Source organism: Natrinema saccharevitans (assembly GCF_001953745.1).
Classification (GTDB): Archaea; Halobacteriota; Halobacteria; order Halobacteriales; family Natrialbaceae; genus Natrinema; species Natrinema saccharevitans.
This window is the reverse complement of the sequence record NZ_LWLN01000001.1, coordinates 230,612-252,824: the sequence shown is the minus strand read 5'-3', so window position 1 is coordinate 252,824 and position 22,213 is coordinate 230,612. Positions and strand designations below refer to the sequence as shown.

At 69.5% G+C, this 22,213-nt stretch carries 21 protein-coding genes and 1 pseudogene; 9 read left to right on the top strand and 13 right to left on the bottom strand.

Translation table 11 applies throughout. The annotated features are described in order from the left end of the window. Positions 1–73: 73 nt before the first annotated feature. Positions 74–337 (top strand): helix-turn-helix domain-containing protein, encoded by a 264-nt coding sequence (locus A6E15_RS01295; RefSeq protein ID WP_076143046.1) that lies wholly within the window; start codon positions 74–76, stop codon positions 335–337. A 22-nt stretch (positions 338–359) separates the two neighbouring features. Here the strand turns inward: A6E15_RS01295 and A6E15_RS01290 are convergent, their stop codons facing one another. Both A6E15_RS01290 and A6E15_RS21840 read right to left on the bottom strand, forming a co-directional pair. Beyond that, positions 360–761 carry an HVO_A0114 family putative DNA-binding protein gene (locus tag A6E15_RS01290; RefSeq protein ID WP_076143045.1) on the bottom strand — a complete coding sequence of 134 codons (402 nt, stop codon included), beginning with the start codon at positions 759–761 and terminating at the stop codon, positions 360–362. Between the two features lie 6 nt (positions 762–767). Continuing rightward, positions 768–958, bottom strand: a pseudogene (locus tag A6E15_RS21840) (toxin-antitoxin system TumE family protein); the annotation flags it as partial. Positions 959–980: 22 nt separating this feature from the next. On the opposite strand from A6E15_RS21840, the gene A6E15_RS20705 reads away from it, so the two are divergent. Together A6E15_RS20705 and A6E15_RS01280 are read left to right on the top strand one after the other, a co-directional pair. Further along, positions 981–1,265 carry a hypothetical protein gene (locus A6E15_RS20705; protein WP_175607187.1) on the top strand — a complete coding sequence of 95 codons (285 nt, stop codon included), beginning with the start codon at positions 981–983 and terminating at the stop codon, positions 1,263–1,265. 263 nt (positions 1,266–1,528) lie between these two features. Further along, complete coding sequence (locus A6E15_RS01280) at positions 1,529–1,783, top strand: hypothetical protein (RefSeq protein ID WP_076143043.1); 255 nt, start codon at positions 1,529–1,531, stop codon at positions 1,781–1,783. 12 nt (positions 1,784–1,795) lie between these two features. Here A6E15_RS01280 and A6E15_RS01275 read toward each other — a convergent pair whose 3' ends face one another. Further along, on the bottom strand, positions 1,796–3,046 hold the full coding sequence (locus tag A6E15_RS01275; RefSeq protein WP_076143042.1) for a hypothetical protein: 1,251 nt from the start codon (positions 3,044–3,046) through the stop codon (positions 1,796–1,798). A gap of 154 nt (positions 3,047–3,200) precedes the next feature. Here A6E15_RS01275 and A6E15_RS01270 point away from each other — a divergent pair, with 154 nt between their 5' ends. Continuing rightward, positions 3,201–3,587: a DCC1-like thiol-disulfide oxidoreductase family protein gene (locus A6E15_RS01270; RefSeq protein WP_076143041.1), complete on the top strand. Its 387-nt coding sequence runs from the start codon at positions 3,201–3,203 to the stop codon at positions 3,585–3,587. Positions 3,588–3,659: 72 nt separating this feature from the next. On the opposite strand, the gene A6E15_RS01265 is transcribed toward A6E15_RS01270, so the two are convergent. The 5 genes from A6E15_RS01265 to A6E15_RS01245 form a co-directional block, all read right to left on the bottom strand. Further along, positions 3,660–4,898, bottom strand: a complete 1,239-nt coding sequence (locus A6E15_RS01265; RefSeq protein WP_076143040.1) for an MFS transporter — start codon at positions 4,896–4,898, stop codon at positions 3,660–3,662. Between the two features lie 163 nt (positions 4,899–5,061). Beyond that, positions 5,062–7,566 (bottom strand): heavy metal translocating P-type ATPase, encoded by a 2,505-nt coding sequence (locus tag A6E15_RS01260; protein WP_076143039.1) that lies wholly within the window; start codon positions 7,564–7,566, stop codon positions 5,062–5,064. Between the two features lie 63 nt (positions 7,567–7,629). Further along, positions 7,630–8,928 (bottom strand): sialidase family protein, encoded by a 1,299-nt coding sequence (locus tag A6E15_RS01255; RefSeq protein ID WP_076143038.1) that lies wholly within the window; start codon positions 8,926–8,928, stop codon positions 7,630–7,632. Positions 8,929–9,056: 128 nt separating this feature from the next. Then, positions 9,057–9,392 (bottom strand): Hsp20/alpha crystallin family protein, encoded by a 336-nt coding sequence (locus A6E15_RS01250; protein WP_076143037.1) that lies wholly within the window; start codon positions 9,390–9,392, stop codon positions 9,057–9,059. A gap of 522 nt (positions 9,393–9,914) precedes the next feature. Then, a complete protein-coding gene (locus A6E15_RS01245; protein ID WP_076143036.1) occupies positions 9,915–11,498 on the bottom strand; it encodes a sulfatase in 1,584 nt (527 codons plus the stop codon). Positions 11,499–11,712: 214 nt separating this feature from the next. On the opposite strand from A6E15_RS01245, the gene A6E15_RS01240 reads away from it, so the two are divergent. Then, entirely contained in the window at positions 11,713–12,495 is a 783-nt protein-coding gene (locus tag A6E15_RS01240) for a prolipoprotein diacylglyceryl transferase (protein ID WP_076143035.1), read from the top strand. 34 nt (positions 12,496–12,529) lie between these two features. On the opposite strand, the gene A6E15_RS01235 is transcribed toward A6E15_RS01240, so the two are convergent. Then, on the bottom strand, positions 12,530–13,465 hold the full coding sequence (locus A6E15_RS01235; protein ID WP_076143034.1) for a phosphatase PAP2 family protein: 936 nt from the start codon (positions 13,463–13,465) through the stop codon (positions 12,530–12,532). 132 nt (positions 13,466–13,597) lie between these two features. On the opposite strand from A6E15_RS01235, the gene trpB reads away from it, so the two are divergent. Next, positions 13,598–14,749 (top strand): tryptophan synthase subunit beta, encoded by a 1,152-nt coding sequence (gene trpB / locus A6E15_RS01230; protein WP_076143033.1) that lies wholly within the window; start codon positions 13,598–13,600, stop codon positions 14,747–14,749. Here trpB and A6E15_RS01225 read toward each other — a convergent pair. The 3 genes from A6E15_RS01225 to A6E15_RS01215 all read right to left on the bottom strand — a co-directional run bounded on the left by A6E15_RS01225 (position 14,744) and on the right by A6E15_RS01215 (position 17,087). Further along, positions 14,744–15,154 (bottom strand): HIT family protein, encoded by a 411-nt coding sequence (locus tag A6E15_RS01225; RefSeq protein ID WP_076143032.1) that lies wholly within the window; start codon positions 15,152–15,154, stop codon positions 14,744–14,746. The genes trpB and A6E15_RS01225 overlap by 6 nt on opposite strands. A gap of 51 nt (positions 15,155–15,205) precedes the next feature. Further along, complete coding sequence (locus A6E15_RS01220) at positions 15,206–16,267, bottom strand: glycosyltransferase family 4 protein (protein WP_076143031.1); 1,062 nt, start codon at positions 16,265–16,267, stop codon at positions 15,206–15,208. A 223-nt stretch (positions 16,268–16,490) separates the two neighbouring features. After that, positions 16,491–17,087: a hypothetical protein gene (locus A6E15_RS01215; protein WP_076143030.1), complete on the bottom strand. Its 597-nt coding sequence runs from the start codon at positions 17,085–17,087 to the stop codon at positions 16,491–16,493. A gap of 180 nt (positions 17,088–17,267) precedes the next feature. Between A6E15_RS01215 and A6E15_RS01210 the strand changes: the two genes are divergently transcribed. The 3 genes from A6E15_RS01210 to A6E15_RS01200 all read left to right on the top strand — a co-directional run bounded on the left by A6E15_RS01210 (position 17,268) and on the right by A6E15_RS01200 (position 21,052). Next, entirely contained in the window at positions 17,268–19,217 is a 1,950-nt protein-coding gene (locus A6E15_RS01210; protein WP_076143029.1) for a S9 family peptidase, read from the top strand. 75 nt (positions 19,218–19,292) lie between these two features. Then, on the top strand, positions 19,293–20,234 hold the full coding sequence (locus tag A6E15_RS01205; protein WP_076143028.1) for an ABC transporter ATP-binding protein: 942 nt from the start codon (positions 19,293–19,295) through the stop codon (positions 20,232–20,234). Further along, entirely contained in the window at positions 20,231–21,052 is an 822-nt protein-coding gene (locus A6E15_RS01200) for an ABC transporter permease subunit (RefSeq protein ID WP_076143027.1), read from the top strand. Before A6E15_RS01205 ends, A6E15_RS01200 begins: the two co-directional genes overlap by 4 nt. Before the next feature lie 47 nt (positions 21,053–21,099). Here the strand turns inward: A6E15_RS01200 and A6E15_RS01195 are convergent, their stop codons facing one another. Next, positions 21,100–22,161 (bottom strand): NAD(P)-dependent glycerol-1-phosphate dehydrogenase, encoded by a 1,062-nt coding sequence (locus tag A6E15_RS01195; RefSeq protein WP_076143026.1) that lies wholly within the window; start codon positions 22,159–22,161, stop codon positions 21,100–21,102. Positions 22,162–22,213: the final 52 nt, after the last annotated feature.

The following is a 22,213-nucleotide window of genomic DNA, read 5'->3' as shown; positions in this document are numbered from 1 at the left end:
CTGGTGAATTCTGTGGGTAGCGTGTATCTACCGTATCGATAGTCGTAAGGAGCTGTTTTGCTACCCAAAAACAATGCGACAACCCGGCGAGTGGATGCAATTACCCACCGACGAGAGAATTCTCGAGATTCTCAACTCGGGGTTGCTGCTCTCGCCGCAAGTCATCGCGAAGAATATCGACAAGTCGCGCGTCCACGTGAACCGCCGTCTCTCTGTCCTCGTCGAGTACGGACTCGTCACTCGAGTCGAGCGCGGCTACTACGAAATCGCTATGCCCGGAGTGCAGTATCTCGAGGGAGAACTCGATGCCGACGATCTCGAATCCGATGGTGAATAGGAGTCGACACTCACTGCGGTAGTTAGGGAGTTGCGGGAGCGGAATCACCGCCGTCGTGCGCGAAGGGACTGATGATGAGGTCGTCGTAGGGAAAGACCGGCCGCTTCGATTGCCCGTCGTCGTCGAACCGGATGATCCCCAAGGCCTCGAGGGTCGTCAGTTCCTCGTGGACGTTTTTCACGTCGCGACCGACGACCCGGGCCATCTCGCGGATGCTCTCGGGGTTTTCGTCGCGGATCACGCGAAGCAGCGCGTACGTTCGCTCGTTGAACACGTCGCTCAGTTGCTGCTCGTTCGCGACCGTTACCGTCGCCGGTCGGTCGACGGACTCGCCGCCCCGCAGCGTTCGAATCGCCTCGCGGCCCTCCTCGGAGAGTCCGTCGGCGTCCCCGATCGTGACCAGGAGTACGTTCGTGGTGGACATGATGTATCACCTGCTGTCGTCGGATGACTCGAACTGAGGCTTCGGAATCTCGTCCCAGAAGCGCTCGTAGAGTTCACCAGTCCGGGAAACTCGATCGACTGGGGCGCTGAATCCGGCGCGACGTGGCATTCGTGGCCCTTCGTATCCTCGTTGGCGTTATCGTAGCGACGGATCGTCCCGTCCTCGAGCGACCCCGGATCCAGAGCAAGAAAGACCATCGTGAGCCGCTGGGTCGTAGGGAATCGCCATCTCGGGACCGAACAGCAGGAGGCCGACGCGGCTGGCCTCGGCTCTGATCTCCCGAACGTGTCGGCAGGCCTCGGAGCGATCGTCGGCGTCCCCGATCGGGGTGGCTCCCGCTCCGGCTTGGATATCGGCGAGCAACGACCGCGTGAGTCGGTCGATCATCTCGAGGCGCTCGCGGACGGTGCCATCCGTCAGTTCGCCATCGGACGCGGCTGGGATCGATACGTCGGGTCGGTCGGGACCTTCATGGTCCCGTGAATTGTCGTCGGACATGGCTTCCGTAGCGTTGGTACGGGAGCTACCGCGGATCGGTGCCGTGAACACCGATCCGTTTCTCGGCTGTCCCAGTGGGAACTGTAGCTGCCGTCCGAGTAGCGTTTCGTGACTGATTCACTTAGATTCTTCGCAGATACGAACCTGAAGATTCGCAGATGCGTATGTGCGAGTGTTAGAATTCGCATATGCAAGCATTTTCGTTTGCATGAACGGGTTCTATAGCCGAGTAGAACACGGGCCCCGGTATGCGAAACCGCGCTGACTGGATGGTGCCCACCGACGACGCTATTCTCGAGTACGTTCGGGACGCTGGCGAAGTACCGCCGGCAGTCATCGGCCGCAACATCGATTCCCACCCGAATTACACCGGGCAGCGCTGTCGAACCCTCGCCGATCACGGCCTGCTCGACCGCGAAAGCGACGGCTACTACTCGCTCACCGAACTGGGTGCCCGCTATCTCGACGAATCGCTCGAGTCGGGCGAGTTAGAAGAGGACTGAAGCAGTCGCGTCTCACACCGGCTCCCGAAGCGCCCAGCTGTCCGCGAGCGGCTCGAGCCGGTGCGGCTCCCTCCCGCGCGTATCGAGAATCCCCGCGTGGAACAGCATCGTCTTCAGCTGGAAGACGGTCGGCGAGTGGTAGATCGAACCGTCCTCGAGGGGCCCGCGCCGCAGATCGCCGTCGTCGGTCAGGACCCGGCCGCGGACGCCGTCGTCGCCGCGGACGAACAACTCGACGGTGAAGGAGGGGTGGAGTGCGTGAAGATACTCGAGGACGTCGACCAGCGACGGATCGGCGATCCCGTCCTCGTGCATGTGCTGGAGTTCCCGGACGAGCAGGCCCGTCGCCTCGTAGTCGAAGAGGACCCGCCGTGCGAGCCGGCCCCACGCCGGCGCGAGGTCGACGAATCGCTTCCGCGAGCGGTACCAGTCCGCGAACTCCGAAAGCGCTGCCTCGACCGACCCGCTGTGGCTCTTCGCGAACCGGACGACTTCCTCGCCCAGCGGCGTCAGGGAATCGCCCTCGAGACCGGGCCGGTCCTCGAGCAGGCCAAGGAACGCGGCCCCGCGGCGAGCGTCGTCGACGGCCCCGACGACGTCGTACTCCGACAGCAGCGTCGCCGTCTCGCCGGCCGCGTAGTGAGCCAGCGGATACCCCAGGTAGTTCTTGGGATGGTTCAGCCCGAAGGAGGCGTCGGCGACCCCCTGGACGCTCGCCTGAAACCGCAGCGCCGTCGCCTCGGTCGACGTCCGGTTGCCGACGACGCGGGGCACCTCGAGGGGCTCGACCGAGCCCGCGCCGTCGACGCCGAGGATCCCGACGTTCAGTTCGGTCGCGAGCGTGCGATCGGTCTCGGCGATCGCGTCGATCGGGGCGGCGAGATACGCCGCGTTCGCCTCGCCGAGCCGGTCGTAGGCCTGGACGATCCCGCGCTCGGTGTCGACGCCGCCGCTGGTCTCGCCTTTCGCCTCGATCGCGATCAGGGGCGGCTCGTCGCCGACCCGCTCGACCGCCAGCAGGTCGGGCTCGAGGGCGCGAACCCCGACGAGGTCGGGGTAGCCGCTACCGAGTCGGACGTGGTTGAACGGGGCCAGCCGCTCGCGGATCGCGGGCGCGACCGGGCGGCCGGGGAGCCACTCCTCGCTGGCGAACTGGGTGTCGGCCACCGCGTAGGCGGGCGACTCGTCGTCGGCGGGAAAGAGCCGCCGCTTGGCGTGGGCGAGTACCCGCGGTTCCGACAGCGGCCGGGCCGCGCTGCTCATGGCACAGGATTGCCCAGCTGTTTCAAGAAGGTTCCGGCGGAGAACCAGTCGCCACGGGCGGCGAACGCAGCCGACTCGCGTTCGCTCGCAGCGCCGGCCCGAACTCCCCTCGCTCGAGAACAACCGTTAGTAGCGTCGGGCCCCCAGATGGGGTATGAGCGAGGCGACGCTCGTCTACGACGACGACTGCGGGTTCTGTACGTGGTGGGCCGACTTCTTCGACGACCGGACGGAGCTCCGGATCGTCGGCTTCAGCGACCTCACGGACGACCTGCGGGGGCGGCTGCCCGACGACTACGAGGACTGTTCGCACCTGGTGACCGACGACGAGGTGTACTCCTGCGGGGCCTCGATCGAGGAGGCGCTCAGGCGGACGGACGTGGTCGAACCCGCCGGTGACGCCGTCGAATTCCTCCGGCAGTTCGAGGACTACGAGCGGTTCCGCGAGCGGGTCTACCGGTGGGTCGCCGACAACCGCGGCCGGTTGGGGACGTACCTCTCGAAGACGCCGCCGGCCCGACGGAAGTCGCGCGATGGCTAATCGCTCGGCCGCGGCTCGCGACCCTGCAGTTCCTCGAGCGAGGCGGTTCCGTGGCCGGTGCGGTCGCGGCCGTCAGGAATCGCCGTACCGAAACCGCAACGCGCCGCCGGCGACCGCCACGACGAGCCCAGCCGCGGCCAACAGCCCCAGCCCCGGCGCGTACGATCCGGTGCGGTCGTACAGCGTCCCGACCAGCACCGGCCCGAGGAAGCCGCCGATCTCGCCGACGGCGAAAATGAACCCGACCGCGGTTCCGGTCAGGCGCGCGCCGATCCCCTCGAGTTCCGGCGGGATCGCCCGGACGAGCGGCGAGAGACCGCCGTAGCCGAAGCCGGTGACGAGGACGCTGCCGAGCAGGAGGAGGCCGAGGCCGCTCGAGAGGATGCCGGAGACGCCGATCCCGGCGATCAGCCCGCAGGCGATCAGGGCGGTCCGGCGAGCTCCCAGCCGGTCGGCGACCGCCGGGACGGTCAACACGCCGACGACGTTCGCGGCCACCAGCAGGCTCGTCGTCCGGCCGGCCCGATCGGCCGAGTAGCCACGGGCCTCGAGCAGCGTCGGGAGCCAGCTCTGGGTGCCGTGGGCGATCAGCAGGTACATCGTCCCGACGACGACCACCAGCTGCAGTTCGCGGTGGGTGAGGACGAGTTTCAGGTCTCGAGCGATCGATCGCGGCGAGAGCGAGGAGTCGGCCGCGTCGGCGTCGTTAGCCGCGCGGTTGCGGGCGTCGATCCCCAGTCGGTGCGCGACGCCGAACCACAGCAGGCCGTACGCGATCGCGACGACGCCGCTCCAGAAGAAGAGGGGCCGCCAGCCGCCGAGCAGCGGGCCGAGGACGGGCCGGCCGACGGCGAAGACGCTCGCGGTCCCCGTCGACGCGCCGACGAGGTAGATCGACGAGGGGAGGCCGGTCTCGTCGGGCGGGAAGAGTACGGAGACGAGTTTCGGGAGGCCGAAGGTGATCGCGGTCGCGCCGACGCCGATCAGGAGGGTCGCAGCGAGCAGGGAAGGGAAGCCGGCCGCGACGCTGCGAGTGACCTGTGCGAGACCGTAGATCAGCACGCCCGCGGCGAGGCTCCGACCCGGCCCGACCCGGTCGACGACGACGCCCGAAAACAGCGCGATCGGGATGTAGGTCAGCGGCACCGCCCCGGCGACGACGCCGGCCTGCGTGCCCGAGAGCCCGAGGTCGGCGATGATCGTCGAGAGATAGGCCGGCAGCGAGAACCAGACGAACATCAGGCAGGTGTAGCCCAGCGTCCCGACGACGACGGCCGCGTACGCGCGGCGGCGATCCATCCGTCCAGTCATCCGGCCGTGGATGGGTGACCGCGGGCCGTGTAGTTTGGCCTCCCGGTACGTCTCCCCGGGATCGGACTCCGAACCGTCGGCTCATACGGTTTACTGTCAGTCAGTACCGATGTACCCGCAGGACAGTCGCAGGTACACCGGTAAACAGTGACAATAATCCGTATCAGTCCGCGAGCAGCGATCGCTCGGCGTTGCCGACGATCAGCAGCGTCCCGACGACGACCGCGACGGTTGTCACCAGCGGGTTCACGAGCCCGAGGACCGCCGGCGGGATCGCGAGGGCGTTGTAGGCGAACGCGAGCCCGAGGTTCTGTCTGATCCGGTCGCGGGCGGCTCGAGCCAGCGCGAAGGCCCGCTCGACCGCGGCGAGGTCGTCGTCGGCGATGGCGACGTCCGCCGCGTCGGCGGCCAGCGCTGTCCCGCTACCCAGCGAGATGCCGAGGTCGGCCGCGGCCAGCGCGGGCGCGTCGTTGGTCCCGTCGCCGACCATCGCCACGCGGCCGTCGGCCCGCAACCGCTCGATCGCCGCCGTCTTCCCGTCGGGCGAGACGCCGGCGAAGACGCGATCCACGCCCGGATGGTCCGCGAAGGCGTCGGCCGCCGTCCCGTCGTCGCCGGTCAGGACCACGACCCCGACGCCGGACTCGGAGAGCGCCGTCACCGTCTCCTCCCACCCCTCGCGGGGTTCGTCGCCGACGACCACGACCCCCTCCGCGCTCCCGTCCCGGCCGACGACGACCGGGAGCCGCCCCGCTTCGCGAGCGCGCTCGACCCGCTGCTCCAGGCCCGCCTCGAGCGTCCAGTCCCGTTTCCGAAAGAGGTCCGGATGGCCGACAAGCACCTGCTGCCCGTCGACGGTGCCCTCGACGCCGGTCGCGTGCGTGTGAAAGTCCCGGACCTCGAGGTCGCCCGTCGCGGCCGAGCCGCCGTCGGCCCGCGCCGCACCGTCGGCCTCGCCAGCCGTTCCGCTCTCGTCGCCGAACGCCGCCGCGATCGCCGCCGCGGCGGGGTGGGCCGCCCGCCGCTCGAGGGCGGCGGCGGCCGCCAGCAGGTCTGCGGGGGCGTCGGCCTCGCGGACGGACATCTCGCCGGTCGTCAGCGTGCCGGTCTTGTCGAAGACGACGACGTCGATCGCGCGCAGGCGCTCGAAGACCGTCTCGTCGAAGACGACGACGCCCCGCTCGAGGGCCGCTTCCAGACTGGTGGCGACGGTGTACGGCGTCGCGAACCCGAGCGCCCACGGGCTGGCGACCATGAGCGTCAGCAGCGCCGCGAGGGCGGTCGCGGTCGTGCCGGCACCGAGCAGCAGCGATCCGATACCGACGACGACGGCGGCCGCGAGGACGACGGGGACGAGCCGGGCGGCGAGTTCGTCAGCCTGCCGGGTGACGCCGTGGTCCGCGCTCTGGACGTTCCAGACGACCCGGGTGAGCCGCTCGATGCTGCTCGTCGTTCGGTCGCCGACGTCGACGATGGCCGCGTCGGTCGTGACGACCGAACCGCCGACCACCTCGTCGCCGGCTTCTTTCGGGACCGGAAGCGACTCGCCGGTGACGACGGCCTCGTCGACGGTACACTCGCCCTCGGCCAGCCGACCGTCGACCGGGATGCGCTCGCCCTCGCGGACGAGCAGGCGGTCGCCGGACTCGAGGTCTGCGACGGGGATCTCGGCCGTGGAGCCGTCCGACGCGTACAGCCGGGCGGTGTCGACCTGCGAGACGGTGAGGTCGGTCAGCCGGTCGGTCGCGCGGCGCTTGACCGTCGACTCGTAGTAGGTCGCGCCCATCACGAGCGCGGCGACGACGATGGTCAGATCGAAGTAGACGTCCGTGCGGCCGAGCGCGGCGGTGACCGAAGCGTAGGTGTACGCGCTCAGGATCGTCAGGGCTGCGAGCAGGTCCGTCGTCGGCCGCCGGAGCGTCAGGCTGACGTACGCGCCACGGAGGACGGGGCCGCCGGTCAGGTAGACGATCGCCCCGGTCAGGACGACGAACAGCGGGAGATAGAGGGAGCCGCCGAGGCCGGTGAACGACCCTTCGAAGTGGGCGATGGCTCCCCAGTCGGTAAACGCGGTCAGGTACATCGGATAGAAGACCGCCACGAACGGCAACAGGAGAAAGGAGCCGAAGACGACGCCGACGACGTAGCGCATCTCGAGCATGTCGTCAGTGCGGCGCTTCCGGAGCCCGTCCATCTCCCGGGAGCGGCGGGTTCCCCCGGCGTCCTCGTCTGTACTCGCGTCCTCGCGCCGGTAGGCGGTGTAGCCAAGCGTACTCAGCGCGTCCTCGATGGCGTCCGCGCCGATCCGGTCGGGGTCGTGATCGACCCGGACCGTCTCGGTGACGTAGCTCGCCTCGGCATCGGTCACGCCCGCCCGGCCCTCGGCGACGGACTCGAGGTAGGCCTCGCAACTGGCCGAGTGCATACCGTCGACCCGGAAGAAGGCCCGGGCGGTCCCGTGGGTCTCCGACGCCGAATCCGGGCTCGCGTCGGCCGGCCGGTCCGTCGAACGGGGGCCGGCATCCGCGCTCGTTCCGTACTCGGCGGCGATATCGCGACAGCTACTCGAGCAGAAGCCGTCGGCGGCCCGGTCGCCGGTCTCCGAAAGCGGAGTCCCGCAGAGCCGACAGCGGTCGGTTCCGTCGCCCGTCGCGTCTCGATCGCTCACGCTAGGCGCTGCGGGTTCGACGGCAATAACAGTGGCCGATCCGGCCGGCGGACGGGCCGTCGCTCACCGCCGTTCGACGACGGTCCCCTCGTCGCCGACCGCGACCGCCCGCCGGCCGTCGGGCGCGACCGCGACGCCGATCAGCGACTCGAGCGGCCCCGCGTCGACCGCCGTCCAGTCGCCCTCGCTGCGCTCGTAGATCGCGCCGTCGGCGTCGCAGGCGATCGTCTCCCCCTCCCGGCGGGCCAGCCCGCAGATCGCTTCCTCGCCGACCCGTTCCGGCGTCCACGTCGACCCGCCGTAGCGGTGGACGACGCCGTCGTCGGCGCTCACCAGACAGTCGCCGCGGCCGAGCGTCGCCACGGCCTCGAGCGTGCCGCCGGCCCCGACGGGGCCGACGCCGTCGAACGACGCCCCGCCGTCGGTCGTCTCGAAGACCGCGTCGTTCGTGTCACAGCAGTAGCCGACCGAGGCGTCGGCCAGCGCCACCCCGCTCAGGCTCGAGCCGCTGCCGGGGGTGACGGGCTCGTCCCACGCCATCTCGCCGTCGCGGTAGCGCCCGCGGCAGACGGCGCCGGAGCCGTCGATCAGCAGGATCGTCTCGTCGCCGCTCCGGCCGGCGACCGCGACCCCAAGCCAGTTGTTCGTGATCTCGAGCGGGGCCGTGTAATCGGTGTGGAGCCCCGCCTCGGGCTCGAGTCGCCCCAGCGCGCCGCTGTCGCCGGCGACCCAGACCGCTTCGCCGTCGGCCGTCGCGTCGACCCCCTGAAGTTCCTCGCCCTGCGCTGCCGGGCCGTCCGCGAGCGCGACCGCCCACTCGGCGTCGACGCCGGCGGCCGAGAGGACCACCCCGTCCTCGCCGACCGCGTGGGCAGCACCGCCGTCGGTCACGCAGACGTCCCGCAGCGTCGACTCCGTCGGAACGTCGACCGACCGCCACTCGCGGGGGCGGTCGATCGTTCTCGCGGCGTCGGTTTGGCCCGCCCCGTCGTCGGTGTCGTCGGGACGGCCGTCGTCCGGTCCGGAGGCGACATCGTCGGGTCCGTCGCCGTCACCGGCTTCGGCCGCCGCGCCGGGGCGCTCGACTTCGCCGGTCGCCGCTCGTGCGCCGGCCGTCGGTTCGGGTTCCCGTGGGGTCGCGGCGTCCGCGTCGTCCCGGCCCGCTGACGGTCGCCACAGGTACAGCACGATCGGCGGGGCGACGTAGGCGGCCAGCGCGATGGCGATGAACCCGCGGTGATAGACCGACAGCGTCCCGAACGCGGTCAGTCCGGCCGCCGCGACCGCGTGGATCCACGTCTTCGTGTAGCCGCGGAAAAACGAGAGGAAGCCGTCGATCGAGCGTTCGTCGTGGGTTGCCATCGGTTCCGTGACTGTCGTCTTGCCTACCGGACTGGGGCGCAAAAACGTGCTGCAGGCAGCCCGCAACCGACCGCTCACGGCGAGACAGACTCGGCGTCGCTATCGGTCGGCGGCCGACGACGCGGGCGTCACGACTGCGTCTCGAGCGAGACGGTGAGGACGCCGCTGTTGTAGAACGCGCGTCGGTCGTCCCCGAACTCGAGGCCGGGCGGGAGCGGCGTGACGGTGCGTTCGACGACGCGGTCGTCGCTCTCGGGGTTCGCGTCGCCGTCGTGGCCGTCGAAAGCGCTCTCACCGCGGTCGACCGCGATCCGGAGGCGACGCGAGCCGACTGCGACCGTCACGTCGTCCATCGCCGCGGGGGCGACGTCGACGGCGGCGCGGAGTCGGTCGGCCGACCCCTCGTAGACGACCTGCGTCGGAAACGGGAACGACGCCGATTGGGCGGGGCCGCTGGAAGACATGGCCCCACGTTGCGACGGCGGCGGGAAACCGCCCCGCGTGTACAGGTGTGCGCTTGATACCGGGCGCGGCTATGGCCGTTGCCCATCGTGCAGTGGCGCGGTGGCGCGCGCTGTCGACTATCCGAACGCCAGTGAGGATCGTCGACGACACTGTGCGAGGGGTGAGCGAGCGACTCCGGAGCGAGCGAACCGGCTGGGGAGGGTGAGGCGTCTCCGTATTGCCACGATAGCAGGACGCTCCTCTCGAGTCGATTTTCTCGAGAGACCGTACAACGAGTGTCCTGCTATCGTGGCTACTAGGAGTACCACGTCCTCCCCAGCCGATTTCTCCTCACGGCGCTCCGCGCCGTTCGGATGGTTCGCGGGACCTGCGGTCCCGCCCTAACGCTCACTGCGCTCGCTCATCCCTCGCGCAATGGTAGCGGCCGCCCTCGAGAATTCTCGGTCGGCCGCCAGCGCGCGCCACCGCACGAGGTGTGAACGGTCGAGACGAGACTGAGCGGTCACCGGCCGATCACGCCGTCACAGATAGCCCAGATCCGCGAGCCGGTCTTTGGTCCCCTCGCGCATCTCGATCTCGCCCGAGGCGTCGGCCGCCTCGAGCGGGTCGAATCGCTCCTCGAGCCGCCGCCGTAACGACCGGACCCGGTCGGGTTCCTCGTCGGCGACGTTCGTCCCCTCGAGCGGGTCCGACCGAACGCGATGGAGCCGTTCGAAGCCGTCGTCGCCGCGGACGTACTTGTAGTCGACCGTCCGGACCGCCCGCAGCCGGCGGTCGAACCCGCGGACCCGGTCGGGTATCTCGCCGAAGCGGGCCTCGAGGCGCTCGATCGAGGGCTGAGGGGCGACGTACTCGGCGAAGACGGCCTCGCGGGGGTCGGCGTCCGAGTCGGGATGTAGCGACCGGCTCGACCACCCTTCGCGGAGCGCGGGGTCGTCGACGCCGGCCGTCTCGAGCAGGGTGGCGGGGAGATCGAGCAGACTCACGAGGTCGTGGCGGGCGTCGCCGCCGGTGAAGGGACCGCCGTGAGCGACGAGGGGGACGTTCAACAGGGTGTCGTAGAGGTTGTACTGGTGGCCGAAGAAGCCGTGTTCGCCGACGTGTTCGCCGTGGTCGCCACAGACGACGAACAGGGTGTCCTCCCACTCGCCGGCGTCGGAGAGCGCGGTCCGGAGCCGGCCGAGTTGGTGGTCGACGTAGGCCAGTTCCGCGCGATAGAGGCCCCGCAGCATGGCGAACTCGCGGTCCGATATGTGGTAGTCCTCGCAGTCGTAGGCGCGGGGATCCTGCCTGATCGCCGTCGCCGCCTCGTAACTGGCACCCTCGGGGAGGAACCGCTCGGCGTACTCGCGGGGCGGGTCGTACTCGACGTGGGGCTCGATGACGTTACAGAACAGGAAGAAGGGGCGGTCGTCGCTACGACTGCGGAGCCAGTCGGCGGTCCAGTCGACCGCGCGGGCCGAGCCGTCGTCGCCGGCGGGCTGGAACAGTTCGCTGTAGAGGATGTTGGCGGCGTTGACGACGGGGTTGCCGTCGAAGAGTCGCTCGCGGGTCGCGGCGAGTTTCTCCCGGAGGTCCTCGCCGCGGACGACCGCGCCCATGTCGGCGTCTGCCTGGATGTACTGCCAGCCCTTCCGCAACTGTTCGAAGCCCCGATCGAAGCCGAACTCCTCGGTGATCCAGGTGTTGTTCGAGACGCCGACCGTCTCGTACCCCGCGTCGGCGAAGGCCGCCGGCAGCGTCCGCAGGTCGGCCTCGAGGTAGGTGTGGTCCCCGTGAGTGCCGTGTTCGGAGGGGGAGGTGCCGGTGAACAGCGACGCGTGGGAGGGCAGCGTCCACGGCGCGGTCGCGAAGGCGTTCTCGAAGGCAACGCCCTCGGCGGCGAGTCGCGCCAACGCGGGCGTCGGGCGCGCGCCCCCGCCGTCGTCGTTCACCGCCCGGTCGCTCGGCGGGGATTGCGCGCCGACGTGATCGGTGCCCGCTGCGTTCCCCTCCGAAAGCCCCTGCAGGCCGACGCTTTTCGACCGCGCCGTGTCGAGAACGACGAGAACGACGTTCCGCACGGTCCGATGTGACACGTCGTCACGTCCGTTCGAGTCCGACATGGATGGGGGTACCTCCACGCGGTGGAGGGAAGGCCACCGGCCCGGAGTATGCAGGGCCGTAATCAATCCTATCGGCCGATTTGCCGTCGAATGCGCTCCAGAACCGCAATATCCGATATCGCTCGAGGCGAGCGGCGACCGACCCCGTCCCGACCGGGTAGTCAGGTGCCGGTCGAATCTTCATCCGGCCGGACGGCGTACCAGCGGTGAACGGATGACTGCACATCACGACGACGACGCGACGACCGACGAGTCGATCGACGAACTGCCCGGCCTCGAGGATCCCGAGGAACTCGCCGACGCAGCGAGCGGACTCGCGGCGGCGTCCGACGCGCTCGGGGGCGGGACGCTCCCGGTTCTCGGCGGCGGTCTCTTGCTCGCGGCCGCCGTCCGCTCGCTGGCCGCGAACCGCCGGCGGGCGGTCCCGCTCGCCGTCGCCGGGGGCGCGCTCGCCGGCTACGGGCTTCGCAGACGCCGCTCGAGCGCCGAAGGCGGCGACGTGCCGGACGTCGAGGAGGGTACCGAGGGGAAAGACGTCTCGGACGCGGCCGGTGCGGCCGCCGAGAGCGTCGACTCCGGCCGCGAGTCCGAGATCGAGGGCGACGGCGAGATCGCGGACCCGGGGATGGACGACCCCGCGGACTCGGGCTCGCGGATCGAGTTCACCGACGAGCCGGACGAGGACCCCTCGCGGTCCGGACCCGACCTCGGAAGCGACGAGGGAGAGCCCCGACGCGAGACCGGGACGGACGAGGTGGAAGTCGACGTCTCCGACACCGCGATGGCCGACGAGACCAGCGAGGCGACGGGGCCGGACCCCACGCAGGCCCAGCCGACCCAGACGGCGGACACGGAGCCGGAGGCGAGCCCCGCGGAGGACGACTCCGAGATGAAAGTCGAGCCGCCCGAGGACGACGACTCCGACGCGGAGACGGCCGACTCGGAAGCGACTGCCGACGACGAGTCGGACGACGAGGAGTCGGACGGCGGTCGGTGACGCCGACCGCCGGCGCGCTCGAGTTGGCGTCGATCTACCGCGAGCGAGCGGGCGTTCGCTCCCTCCGACCGCCGGCGCGCTCGAGCCGGTAGACGACGGGGGCGATGACGAGCGCGGCGACGACGAGCCCGAGGGGGCCGCTCCCGGCGAAGAGAGGCGCGGGCCAGTAGTAGCCGGTGAGCGCGACGAGGGCGGCGAGCGCGGCGGCGACGGCCGCGGCCCTCGCCGCGAGTCCCCGGTCGGTCCGTATCGGCCCGCGTCCGGCGGCGACCGATCGGACGAGGACGCCGAGTTCCCAGCCGGCGAAGGCACCGACGGACGTCCCGACCAGGAGGACGGCGTCGCGGGCCGCACCGCTTACGATCATTGCGCCGACGGCGAGGACGACCGCGAGCCCGAACCCGAGCGTGCCGCGGTGGGCGGGATAGCGATCCAGCAATCGCCACGCGAGCGCCGCGAACGCCAGCCCGACGCCGACCCCCGCGACGACGTCGACGAGGTAGTGAACGCCGAGCCCGATCCGCGAGAGCGAGACGACGGTCACGGCGGCGGCGGCACCGAGATACCGCTGGCGGCGCGTCCCGACGGACAGGGTCTTGGCCAGGCTGAGGTAGACGACCGTCGTAATCAGGGCGTGGCCGCTCGGGAAGCCGTAGCCGGTCGCCGTCGCAGTGGCCTCGTACAGCGGGTGGATCGAGTCGGGAAGCGCCCCCATTCGAACGAGTACCCGTTCCGGTCGCGGGAGCGCGAAGACGTGTTTCAGCCCGACGATCAGCGACAGGCCCGCCAGCAACAGACCGGCGACCCCGGCGGGAACGGCCCGGTCGTCCGTCTCGAGACAGTAGAACGCCCCCACGAGCAGGCCGAGAAGCCACACGTCACCGAGCTGGGTCACCAGCCCGAGGACGACGACGGCCCACTCCGGCGCGATCTCGCGGAACGCGTCGAACCAGTCGATTCCTCTGGACACGTGCGGAGTACGGGCGACCGGACACATAAACGGTACCGATCGACCAGACGGCCCGGCCGCGGCTACCGGGGCTCGGACGCCGCCATCCGTCTGTAGGAACCTATTTGTCCCTGAACGAGCAACCGCCGGCGTATGGGAAACGGAGCATTCGAAGGGTACGGCGGACGGCACGTGCCGGAGCCGCTGCTGGATCCGCTCGAGCAGTTGGCCACCGCGTACGACGACATCGCGGCCACCGACGAGTTCCAGTCGGAGCTACGCGACCTGCTCGAGACGTTCGCCGGCCGGCCGACGCCGCTGTACTACGCGCGGAACCTGAGCGAGCGCTACGGGGCCGACATCTACCTCAAGCGGGAGGACCTGCTCCACGGCGGCGCACACAAGATCAACAACTGTCTCGGACAGGCCCTGCTGGCCAAGCGGGCCGGCCGCGACCGGCTGATCGCCGAGACCGGGGCCGGCCAGCACGGCACCGCGACTGCGATGGTCGGGGCCCTGCTCGACCTCGAGACGGAGATCTACATGGGGAAGAAAGACGTCGAGCGCCAGGAGATGAACGTCTTCCGGATGCGCCTGATGGGCGCTGAGGTCAACGAGGTCACCCGCGGCGACGAAGGGCTGGCCGACGCCGTCGACGCCGCGCTCGAGGACTTCGCCGAGAACGTCGACGACACGCACTACCTCGTCGGCAGCGTCGTCGGCCCGGACCCGTTCCCGCGGATGGTCCGGGACTTCCAGTCGGTGATCGGCCAGGAGGCCCGCGAGCAGATCCGCGAGCGGACCGGCGACCTGCCCGACGCCGCGGTCGCCTGCGTCGGCGGCGGCTCCAACGCGATCGGGCTCTTCCACGCCTTCCGCGACGACGACGTCGACTTCTACGGTGCCGAAGGCGGCGGCGAGGGGTCCGACTCGAGTCGCCACGCTGCTCCGCTGGCGGCGGGGAAAGACGAGACGATCCACGGGATGAAGACCCGGGTCATCGAGGACGACGTCGAGGTCCACTCCGTCTCGGCGGGACTCGACTACCCCGGCGTCGGCCCCGAACACGCCATGTTCCGCGACGTCGGCCGCTGTGAGTACACCGGCGTCACTGACGACGAGGCGCTTGCGGCCTTCCGCGAACTGAGCGAGACCGAGGGGATCATCCCGGCGCTCGAGTCGAGCCACGGGATCGCTCGCGCGATCGAGCTGGCCGAGGCCGGCGACCACGACACGATCCTGGTGAACCTCTCCGGGCGCGGCGACAAGGACATGGAGACGGCGGCGGCGAAGTTCGACTTATAGGGTCGACCGGACCCGCCCCGTCAGGTCGGCCGCCGCGTCGGGCTCGAGCGGCGTCCGCGACAGCGACAACCGCACGTCGTCGTCCGTTCGGCGGGGGACCAGGTGGACGTGGGCGTGGTCGACGCTGCCGACCAGCGGGCCGCTGGTGTGGAAGACGCTGAACCCGTCCGACTCGAGGACGGACTCGAGCGCGGTCGCGACGGTTCGGACCGTCTCGAAGACGGCGGCCCCCGTCGATCCGTCGGCGGTCACCACCTCCTCCTCGTGGGCCCGCGGAACGACGAGGGTGTGTCCCGTCGTGGCCGGGTTCTCGTCGAGGAAGGCGAGTGTCAGTTCGTCCTCGTACAGGACGTGGGCCGCTTGCTCGCCGGCGGCGATCCGGCAGAACTCACAGTCGTTATGCATGGCCGAATGTTCTCGTGCACTAACAAATAGCTATCTCCGACCGCGTCGCGATCACAGCACGCCGTACTCGTCCCGAACCGTTCGGTACAGTTCGAGGTACCGCTCGGCCACCGCCGAGCGGTCGTAGTCGGCGAAGCGGTCGTCGAACTCGCGATGCTCGAGGTCGCGCGCCGCGAGGATGGCCTCGACGAGTTCGGTCTCGCTGGTGGTCCGGAACCCACGGTCCCAGCCCTCGACGAGTTCGTGCGCGCTCGAGTCGACGTGATACTCCACGACGCCGACGCAGCCGGCCGCGAGCGCCCACAGCATCTCCGTGGGGAACACGCAGTGGTCGGCCGTCTGGGCGAAAACGTGTGCGCCCCGATAGGCCGCGATCCGCTCCTCGAGATCGAGGTCGCCGGCGAAGGTCACGCGGTCTTCGATCCGGAGGTCGCTCGCGAGTCGCTCGTAGGTGTCCCGTTCCGGTCCGTCGCCGACGACCGTCGCCCGCCAGTCCCGCCCTCGCAGTTCCGCGAGGGCCAACAGCAGGCTCTCGAGGTTGGCCCCCTCGTCGAGCCGGCGGGCGTAGATCACGTCGACCTCGTCGGCCGGCTCCACCGCCCGGATGCTGTCGCAGTCGATCGGGTTCGGGACGGCCGCGACGCGGTCGCCGTCCGCGCCGAGTTCGCGGACCCACGTCGTGACGAGCGACGACGGAGTGACGATCCGAGCCGGCCGCCGGGCGGCGGCCCGCGTCCATCGCGTCTCCGCGACGCCGCCGTCGCCGTACCACTCGAGGACGAGCGGGGCCCGCGCGAGCCGCGCGCCCCACTTTGCGGCGACAACCTGACTCGCCGGCTCGGCGCTAGCGTGGATCACGTCCGGCCGCGCGGCGGCGAGGACGAAAGGGAGACGGAGCAGGAACGAACTCCGGGCCTCGAGGCCGCTCGAGACCGCGTGATAGGTGATCCCGTCTCGCTCGAACGTCGCGTCCTCGCCGGCCCAAAAGCCCGCACAGTAGCAGTGGACGTCGTGGCCGTTCTCGGCGAGGATCTCGCAGACGGTCCGGAACCGCTGGTTCGTCTCGGTATCGCGGTGGTGAGCCGTTTCGAACGAGACGAACGCGATTCGCATACTCGGCGGCAACGAAGCCCCGGGCTATAAAATCACTTTTTTCATTCGATTCGTCGGCCCGCGGGTCCGAATGAGCGGGCGGCCGCCGGTCCCCGTCGGGAACCGTACTGGCCCGGCCCGAACCGTGACAGCCGACGGCGGAACTTCCGTCGCGGGGTGCCCGAGACGGTCGGGCACGTGAGCCGAGACCAATACGATCCCAGGACGTCAGTCGTGGGAAGCGTCAGTCGCCGCCGTCGTCGGCGGAGTCGTCGTCGCCGAAAAAGGAGTCGACGCCCTCGAAAAAGCCGTCGTCGTCGCTTTCGGCGTCGGTATCGTCGGTCTCCGTCTCGCCGTCACCGCCGTCCTCGTCCACGGTATCGCCCTCCGCCGTGTCCGATCCGCCGTCACCGTCGGCCGTCTCGTCGCTGTCTCCGTCGCCATCGTCACTCCCGGTCGCCCCGTCGCTGTCTTCGTCGTCATCGTCGCCCCCGGAATCGTCCGCTTCGTCCGTCTCGTCGTCCCGGTCTTCACCGTCCGTCTCGTCACTTTCGCCCCCGTCCGATTCGTTCCCGTCGTCCGGATCTCCGTCTCCGAACACTCCCTCGCCGTCCTCGCCCCGCTCGCCGTCGTCGTCCGAAGCGCCGCCGTCACCGTCGTCGCGGTCGAGCTCATCGAACTCCGGCTGCTCGGTCCCGCCGTCGGCCGTCGAGTCCTCGACCGGATCCCCCACGAACAGTTCCGGCCCGACGGCCGCGACGGTGAGCCCGAAGGCCGCGAGGATGAGAACGGTCGTCAGGAGGACGACGCCGACCGACGAGGCGTCGGTTTCGGTTGCCATCGAGCGACGCCACTCCCCCGGAGGGCTTTGTTAACCGATGCAATTTCGCGACGGGGACGGAGCCGACCACGGCGCTCGAGCGAGCGTCCACGGGCCGATCGCGAGAAATCGATCCCTACTGGGGGCGCGAGGGGTCCAGCGACCGAAACGATTACTCCCCCGCGTCCGTACGACCCCGGCATGAGCTACGATATCGAGCGTTACCTCAATATCCGCAGTGCCTACGGCGGCTCGTTCGGTCCCGAGGGGGACCGACTCTCCTTCCTGATGGACACGACCGGAACGTCACAGGTCTGGACCCTCGAGGGGGCCCGGGAGTGGCCCGAACAGCGGACCTTCTACGACGAGCGGGTGACCTTCGCCTCGTGGTCGCCCGAGCGCCCGGAGCTGATCTTCGGCATGGACGAGGGCGGCAACGAACGCGTCCAGCTATTCAGGCTCGACGCCGAGACCGGCGAGATCGAGAACCTGACGGCGATGCCCGACGCCAAACAGCGTTGCGGCTCGGGGAGCCGCAACGACCCTCGCGCTCGCATCGCTCGCGCGAAACACCGCTGGGGCGGCTGGAGCCACGACGGCGAGCGGTTCGCCTTCACCTCGAACCGCCGCGACGAGTCCGTCTTCGACGTCTACGTACAGGGTCGGAACGAGTACGGAGACGACGCCGAACTCGTCTGCGAGGGCGACGGCTGGCTCTCGCTGTCCGGCTGGAGCCCCGACGACTCCCGGCTGCTGGTCTCGCAGGCCTACTCCAACTTCGATCAGGACCTCTACGTTCTCGACCTCGAGCGCGACGAACCAACCCTCGACCACCTCACGCCCCACGAAGGCGACGTGCGGTACCAGAGCGCCAGCTGGGCACCCGACGGCGAGGGGATCTACCTCGTGACCGACGAGGGCGACGCCGACACGCTCTATCTGGCCTATCTGGGCCTCGAGGGCGAGGCGCGAAGCGCCCCGGAGACCAACGACCTCGAGACGGTCATCGACGGAGGGGAGTGGAACGTCGACGGGATCGCGCTGGACGACGAGACCGGCCGGTTCGTCTGCTCGCGCAACGTCGAGGGCTACACCGAGTTGACCGTCGGGGCGTTCGATCCCGACGAACCGACCGACTACGAGACCTTCCCCGAACCGGACCTGCCGGGCGGGGTGGCCGGCGGCGTGAGCTTCGACCCCGACGCCGAGCGGTTCGCCTGCTCGACGAGCGGCGACACGGTCAACACGAACGTCTTCGTGGTCGACGTCGAGACGGGCGACGCCGAGCGCTGGACGGACGCGCCGACCGCGGGCATCCCCCGCGAATCGTTCGACGGCTCCGATCTCGTGAGCGTCGAGAGTTTCGGCGTTGACGGGCAGCGCCCGTCAGCCAGTGGGACTCCTCCGGAGTCCCACGCTGGTCTCGAGGTCCCCGGCTTTCTCACCCTCCCGGACGAGTACACCGAGGGCGAGACGCCGGTCATCGTCGACATCCACGGCGGCCCCGAGAGCCAGCGCCGCCCCTCGTTCTCTTCCGTCAAGCAGTACTTCCTCGATCGGGGGTACGCCTACTTCGAGCCAAACGTCAGGGGCTCGTCGGGCTACGGGTCCGACTACGCGGCGCTGGACGACGTCGAGAACCGGATGGACTCGGTCGCCGACGTCCGGGCCTGCGTGGAGTGGCTGCAGGACCACCCCGCGGTCGATCCCGATCGAATCGCCGCCAAAGGCGGCTCCTACGGCGGCTTCATGGTGCTTGCCGCGCTGACCGAATACCCGGATCTCTGGGCCGCCGGGATCGACGTGGTCGGGATCGCCAACTTCGTCACCTTCCTCGAGAACACGGGCGACTGGCGGCGCGAGTTGCGGGAAGCCGAGTACGGCAGCCTCGCCGCGGACCGCGAGTTCCTCGAGGAGATTTCGCCGATCAACAACGTCGAAAACATCGCGGCCCCGTTGTTCGTCCTCCACGGCGAGAACGACCCCCGCGTCCCGGTCGGGGAGGCCGAACAGATCGCCGATCGGGCGGCCGAGCAGGGCGTTCCCGTCCGGACGCTCATCTTCGAGGACGAAGGCCACGGCTTCTCGAAACTCGAGAACCGCATCGAGGCCTACAGCGGGATCGCGGACTTCCTCGACGAACACGTCTGATCGGCCGCTCGTCGCCGAATCTGTTCGAGAGATTATTACAAAAGCTATACTTGATTCGATGACGGACTGACAGGTATGGCCGCCATTCGAACGACCTCGCTGACCAAGCGGTACGGCGACTCGGTCCTCGCCGTCGACGACCTCGACCTGACCGTCGCGGACGGTGAAGTGTTCGGCTTCCTCGGCCCGAACGGGGCCGGCAAGTCGACGACGATCAACATGCTGCTGGACTTCGTCCGACCGACCCAGGGCTCGGCGACGGTCCTCGGACTCGACGCCCAGTCGGAGACCGGCGAGATCCGCCATCGGATCGGCGTCCTCCCCGAAGGCGCGACCCTCTACGACCGGCTCACCGCGCGTGAACACCTCGAGTGGGTCATCGACACGAAAGGCACCGACGACGATCCGGACGCCATCCTCGAGCGGGTCGGCCTCACCCCCGCGGACGGCGACCGCCCCGCCGGGGGGTACTCGAAGGGAATGGCCCAGCGCCTCGGGTTCGGGATGGCGCTGGTCGGCGATCCCGACCTCCTGATCCTCGACGAGCCCTCCTCCGGACTCGACCCCACCGGAATGCAGGAGATGCGCGAGATCATCGCCGACGAGGCCGACCGCGGCACCTCCGTCTTCTTCTCGAGTCACATCCTCGGGGAGGTCGAAGCGGTCTGTGACCGCATCGGCATCATGAACGAGGGGCGACTGGTCGCGACCGGAACCCTCGACGACCTCCAGGGCGAACTCGATCTCGGCGTGCCCATCTCGCTCGAGGTCGAGTCCGTCCCCGGAGACCTCGCGCTCGAGGCCCTCGACGGCGTCCGCTCGGTCACCGTCGAGGACGGAACGATCACCGCGACCTGCGCCGACCCCTCGGTCAAGATCGACGTCGTCGAACACGTCGCCGACGCGACGACCGTCCGCGACATCGTCTCCGAGGACGTCTCGCTCGAGCAGTTGTTCAACACGTACACGAACGGCGGCCGCGAGGAAGACGCCGCGGCGCCGGAGGTGACGGCATGAGTACCCTCGACGTCGCCAGGAAGGACTTCCTCGACGTCCGCCGGGCCAAGATCGTCTGGTTCGTCGGCGCGTTGTACACCCTGTTCATGCTGTTGCTGGTGTACTTCGGGCAGAACAACCGACCGGACCCGTCCATCCTGAACGCGCTCTGGAACCTGACCGCCGTCGGCGCGATGTTCATCCCGCTGATCGCGCTCGTGACGGCGTATCTCTCGATCGCCGGCGAGCGCGAGTCCGGCGCGATCAAGTACCTCCTGTCGATCCCCAACAGCCGCACCGACGTCGTCCTCGGGAAGTTCGTGACCCGGACGGCCGTCGTCAGCGCGTCGATCCTGCTCGCGTTCCTGATCGGCGGCGCGCTCACGCTGGCGTGGTACCCCTCGCCCGAGATGGACACGTTCGCGCTCATGGCGGCGTTGACGGTCCTGTACGCGCTGACCTACGTCGCCGTCGCGATCGCGATCTCGGCCGCGACGGCCTCCCGGTCGCGTGCGATGGGCGGCTCGATCGCCTTCTTCTTCGTCACGAGCGTGTTGAACGTGTTCGGGCCGCTCCAACTGGCGATCGACTACCTGCTCAACGACCTCGCGGGCCTCGAGGTCTCGGTGAACCAGATCATGTTCGTGCAGTCGCTGATCAGTCCGACGGCGGCGTACGTCAACGCGACCGGGCTCGCGTTCCCCGACGGATTCAACACCATCCCGCCGGACCTGCCGTGGTTCCTGCAGGGGGAGACGATGCTCGTCGTCTTGCTCGCCTGGCTCGCCGTCCCGCTCGCGCTTGGCATCTGGCAGTTCCAGCGGGCCGACCTCGGATAACTCGTCCTCGAGGGCGACTCGGCCCACGAATCGCTCCGTCGCGTCGGTCAGTCGATGACGCCCGTTTTCGTCGCCACGTCTCGAGCGGCCCGCTCGTTCATCCCGCCGCCGAGGATCGTGTAGCGATCGCGGATCTCGTGGCAGGTCGTCAAGGCCTCCACCACGGTCTCGTCGTCGATCCCCAGTTCCGCCGCGGTCGTCGGCGCGTCGATACTCGCCAGCGCCTCCCGGATGTCGCGCCAGATTCCCCGGTCGCCGCCGTGGAGGTAGGCGGTCATGATCGAGCCGACGCCGACCTGATGGCCGTGCAGGGCCGCGTCGGGTTCCAGTCGATCGAGCTGGTGGGAAAAGAGGTGTTCGGCCCCGCTGGCCGGCCGCGAGGAGCCGGCGATGCTCATCGCGACGCCGGAGGACATCAGCGCCTTGGTGACGACCCAGGCCGACTCTTCCAGACCCGGCCGGATGAGGTCGGCGTTGTCGACCAGGATCTCGGCGGTCATCTCCGAGAGCGCGGCGGCGTACTCGGAGTACTCGACGTCTTGCAGCCGCTGGGCGAGCCGCCAGTCCATGACGGCGGTGTAGTTGGAGATAATGTCGGCACAGCCGGCGGTGGTCAGCTCCCAGGGGGCCTCGGCGAGGATCCCGGTGTCGGCGACGACCGCCAGCGGCGGTTCGGCGGCGACGCTGTGTCGGGAGTCGCCGTCCGGCACCGATCCCCGATTGCTGACGATCCCGTCGTGGCTCGCGGCCGTCGGGACCGAGAGAAAGCCCATCTCGAGGTGGTGGCTGGCCAACTTCGCGATGTCGATGGCCTTCCCGCCGCCGATGCCGACCAGATAGGACGCACCCTCGGCCTCGGCGACCTCTATCACCCGCTCGACGGCGTCGAAGGTCGCTTTCTCGATCGTGACGATCGCGGGGTCGATCCCGGCGGCCTCGAAGTCGGCCGCGATTGGATCGGCGGCGACCTCGCGGGGCGTCGGACTCGTGACGAACAGCGGCCGCCCCTGCAGGTGGAGATCGTCGACCACGTCGACGACGTCGCTGCGAACGCCGTGGCCGACCACGACGTTTCGCGGGAGGCGGATCCACGTCGACTTCTCGAACATACCGGGTCCCACACACCCTCGAGACATGTGCTTTTCCTCATCGGAGTGAGCG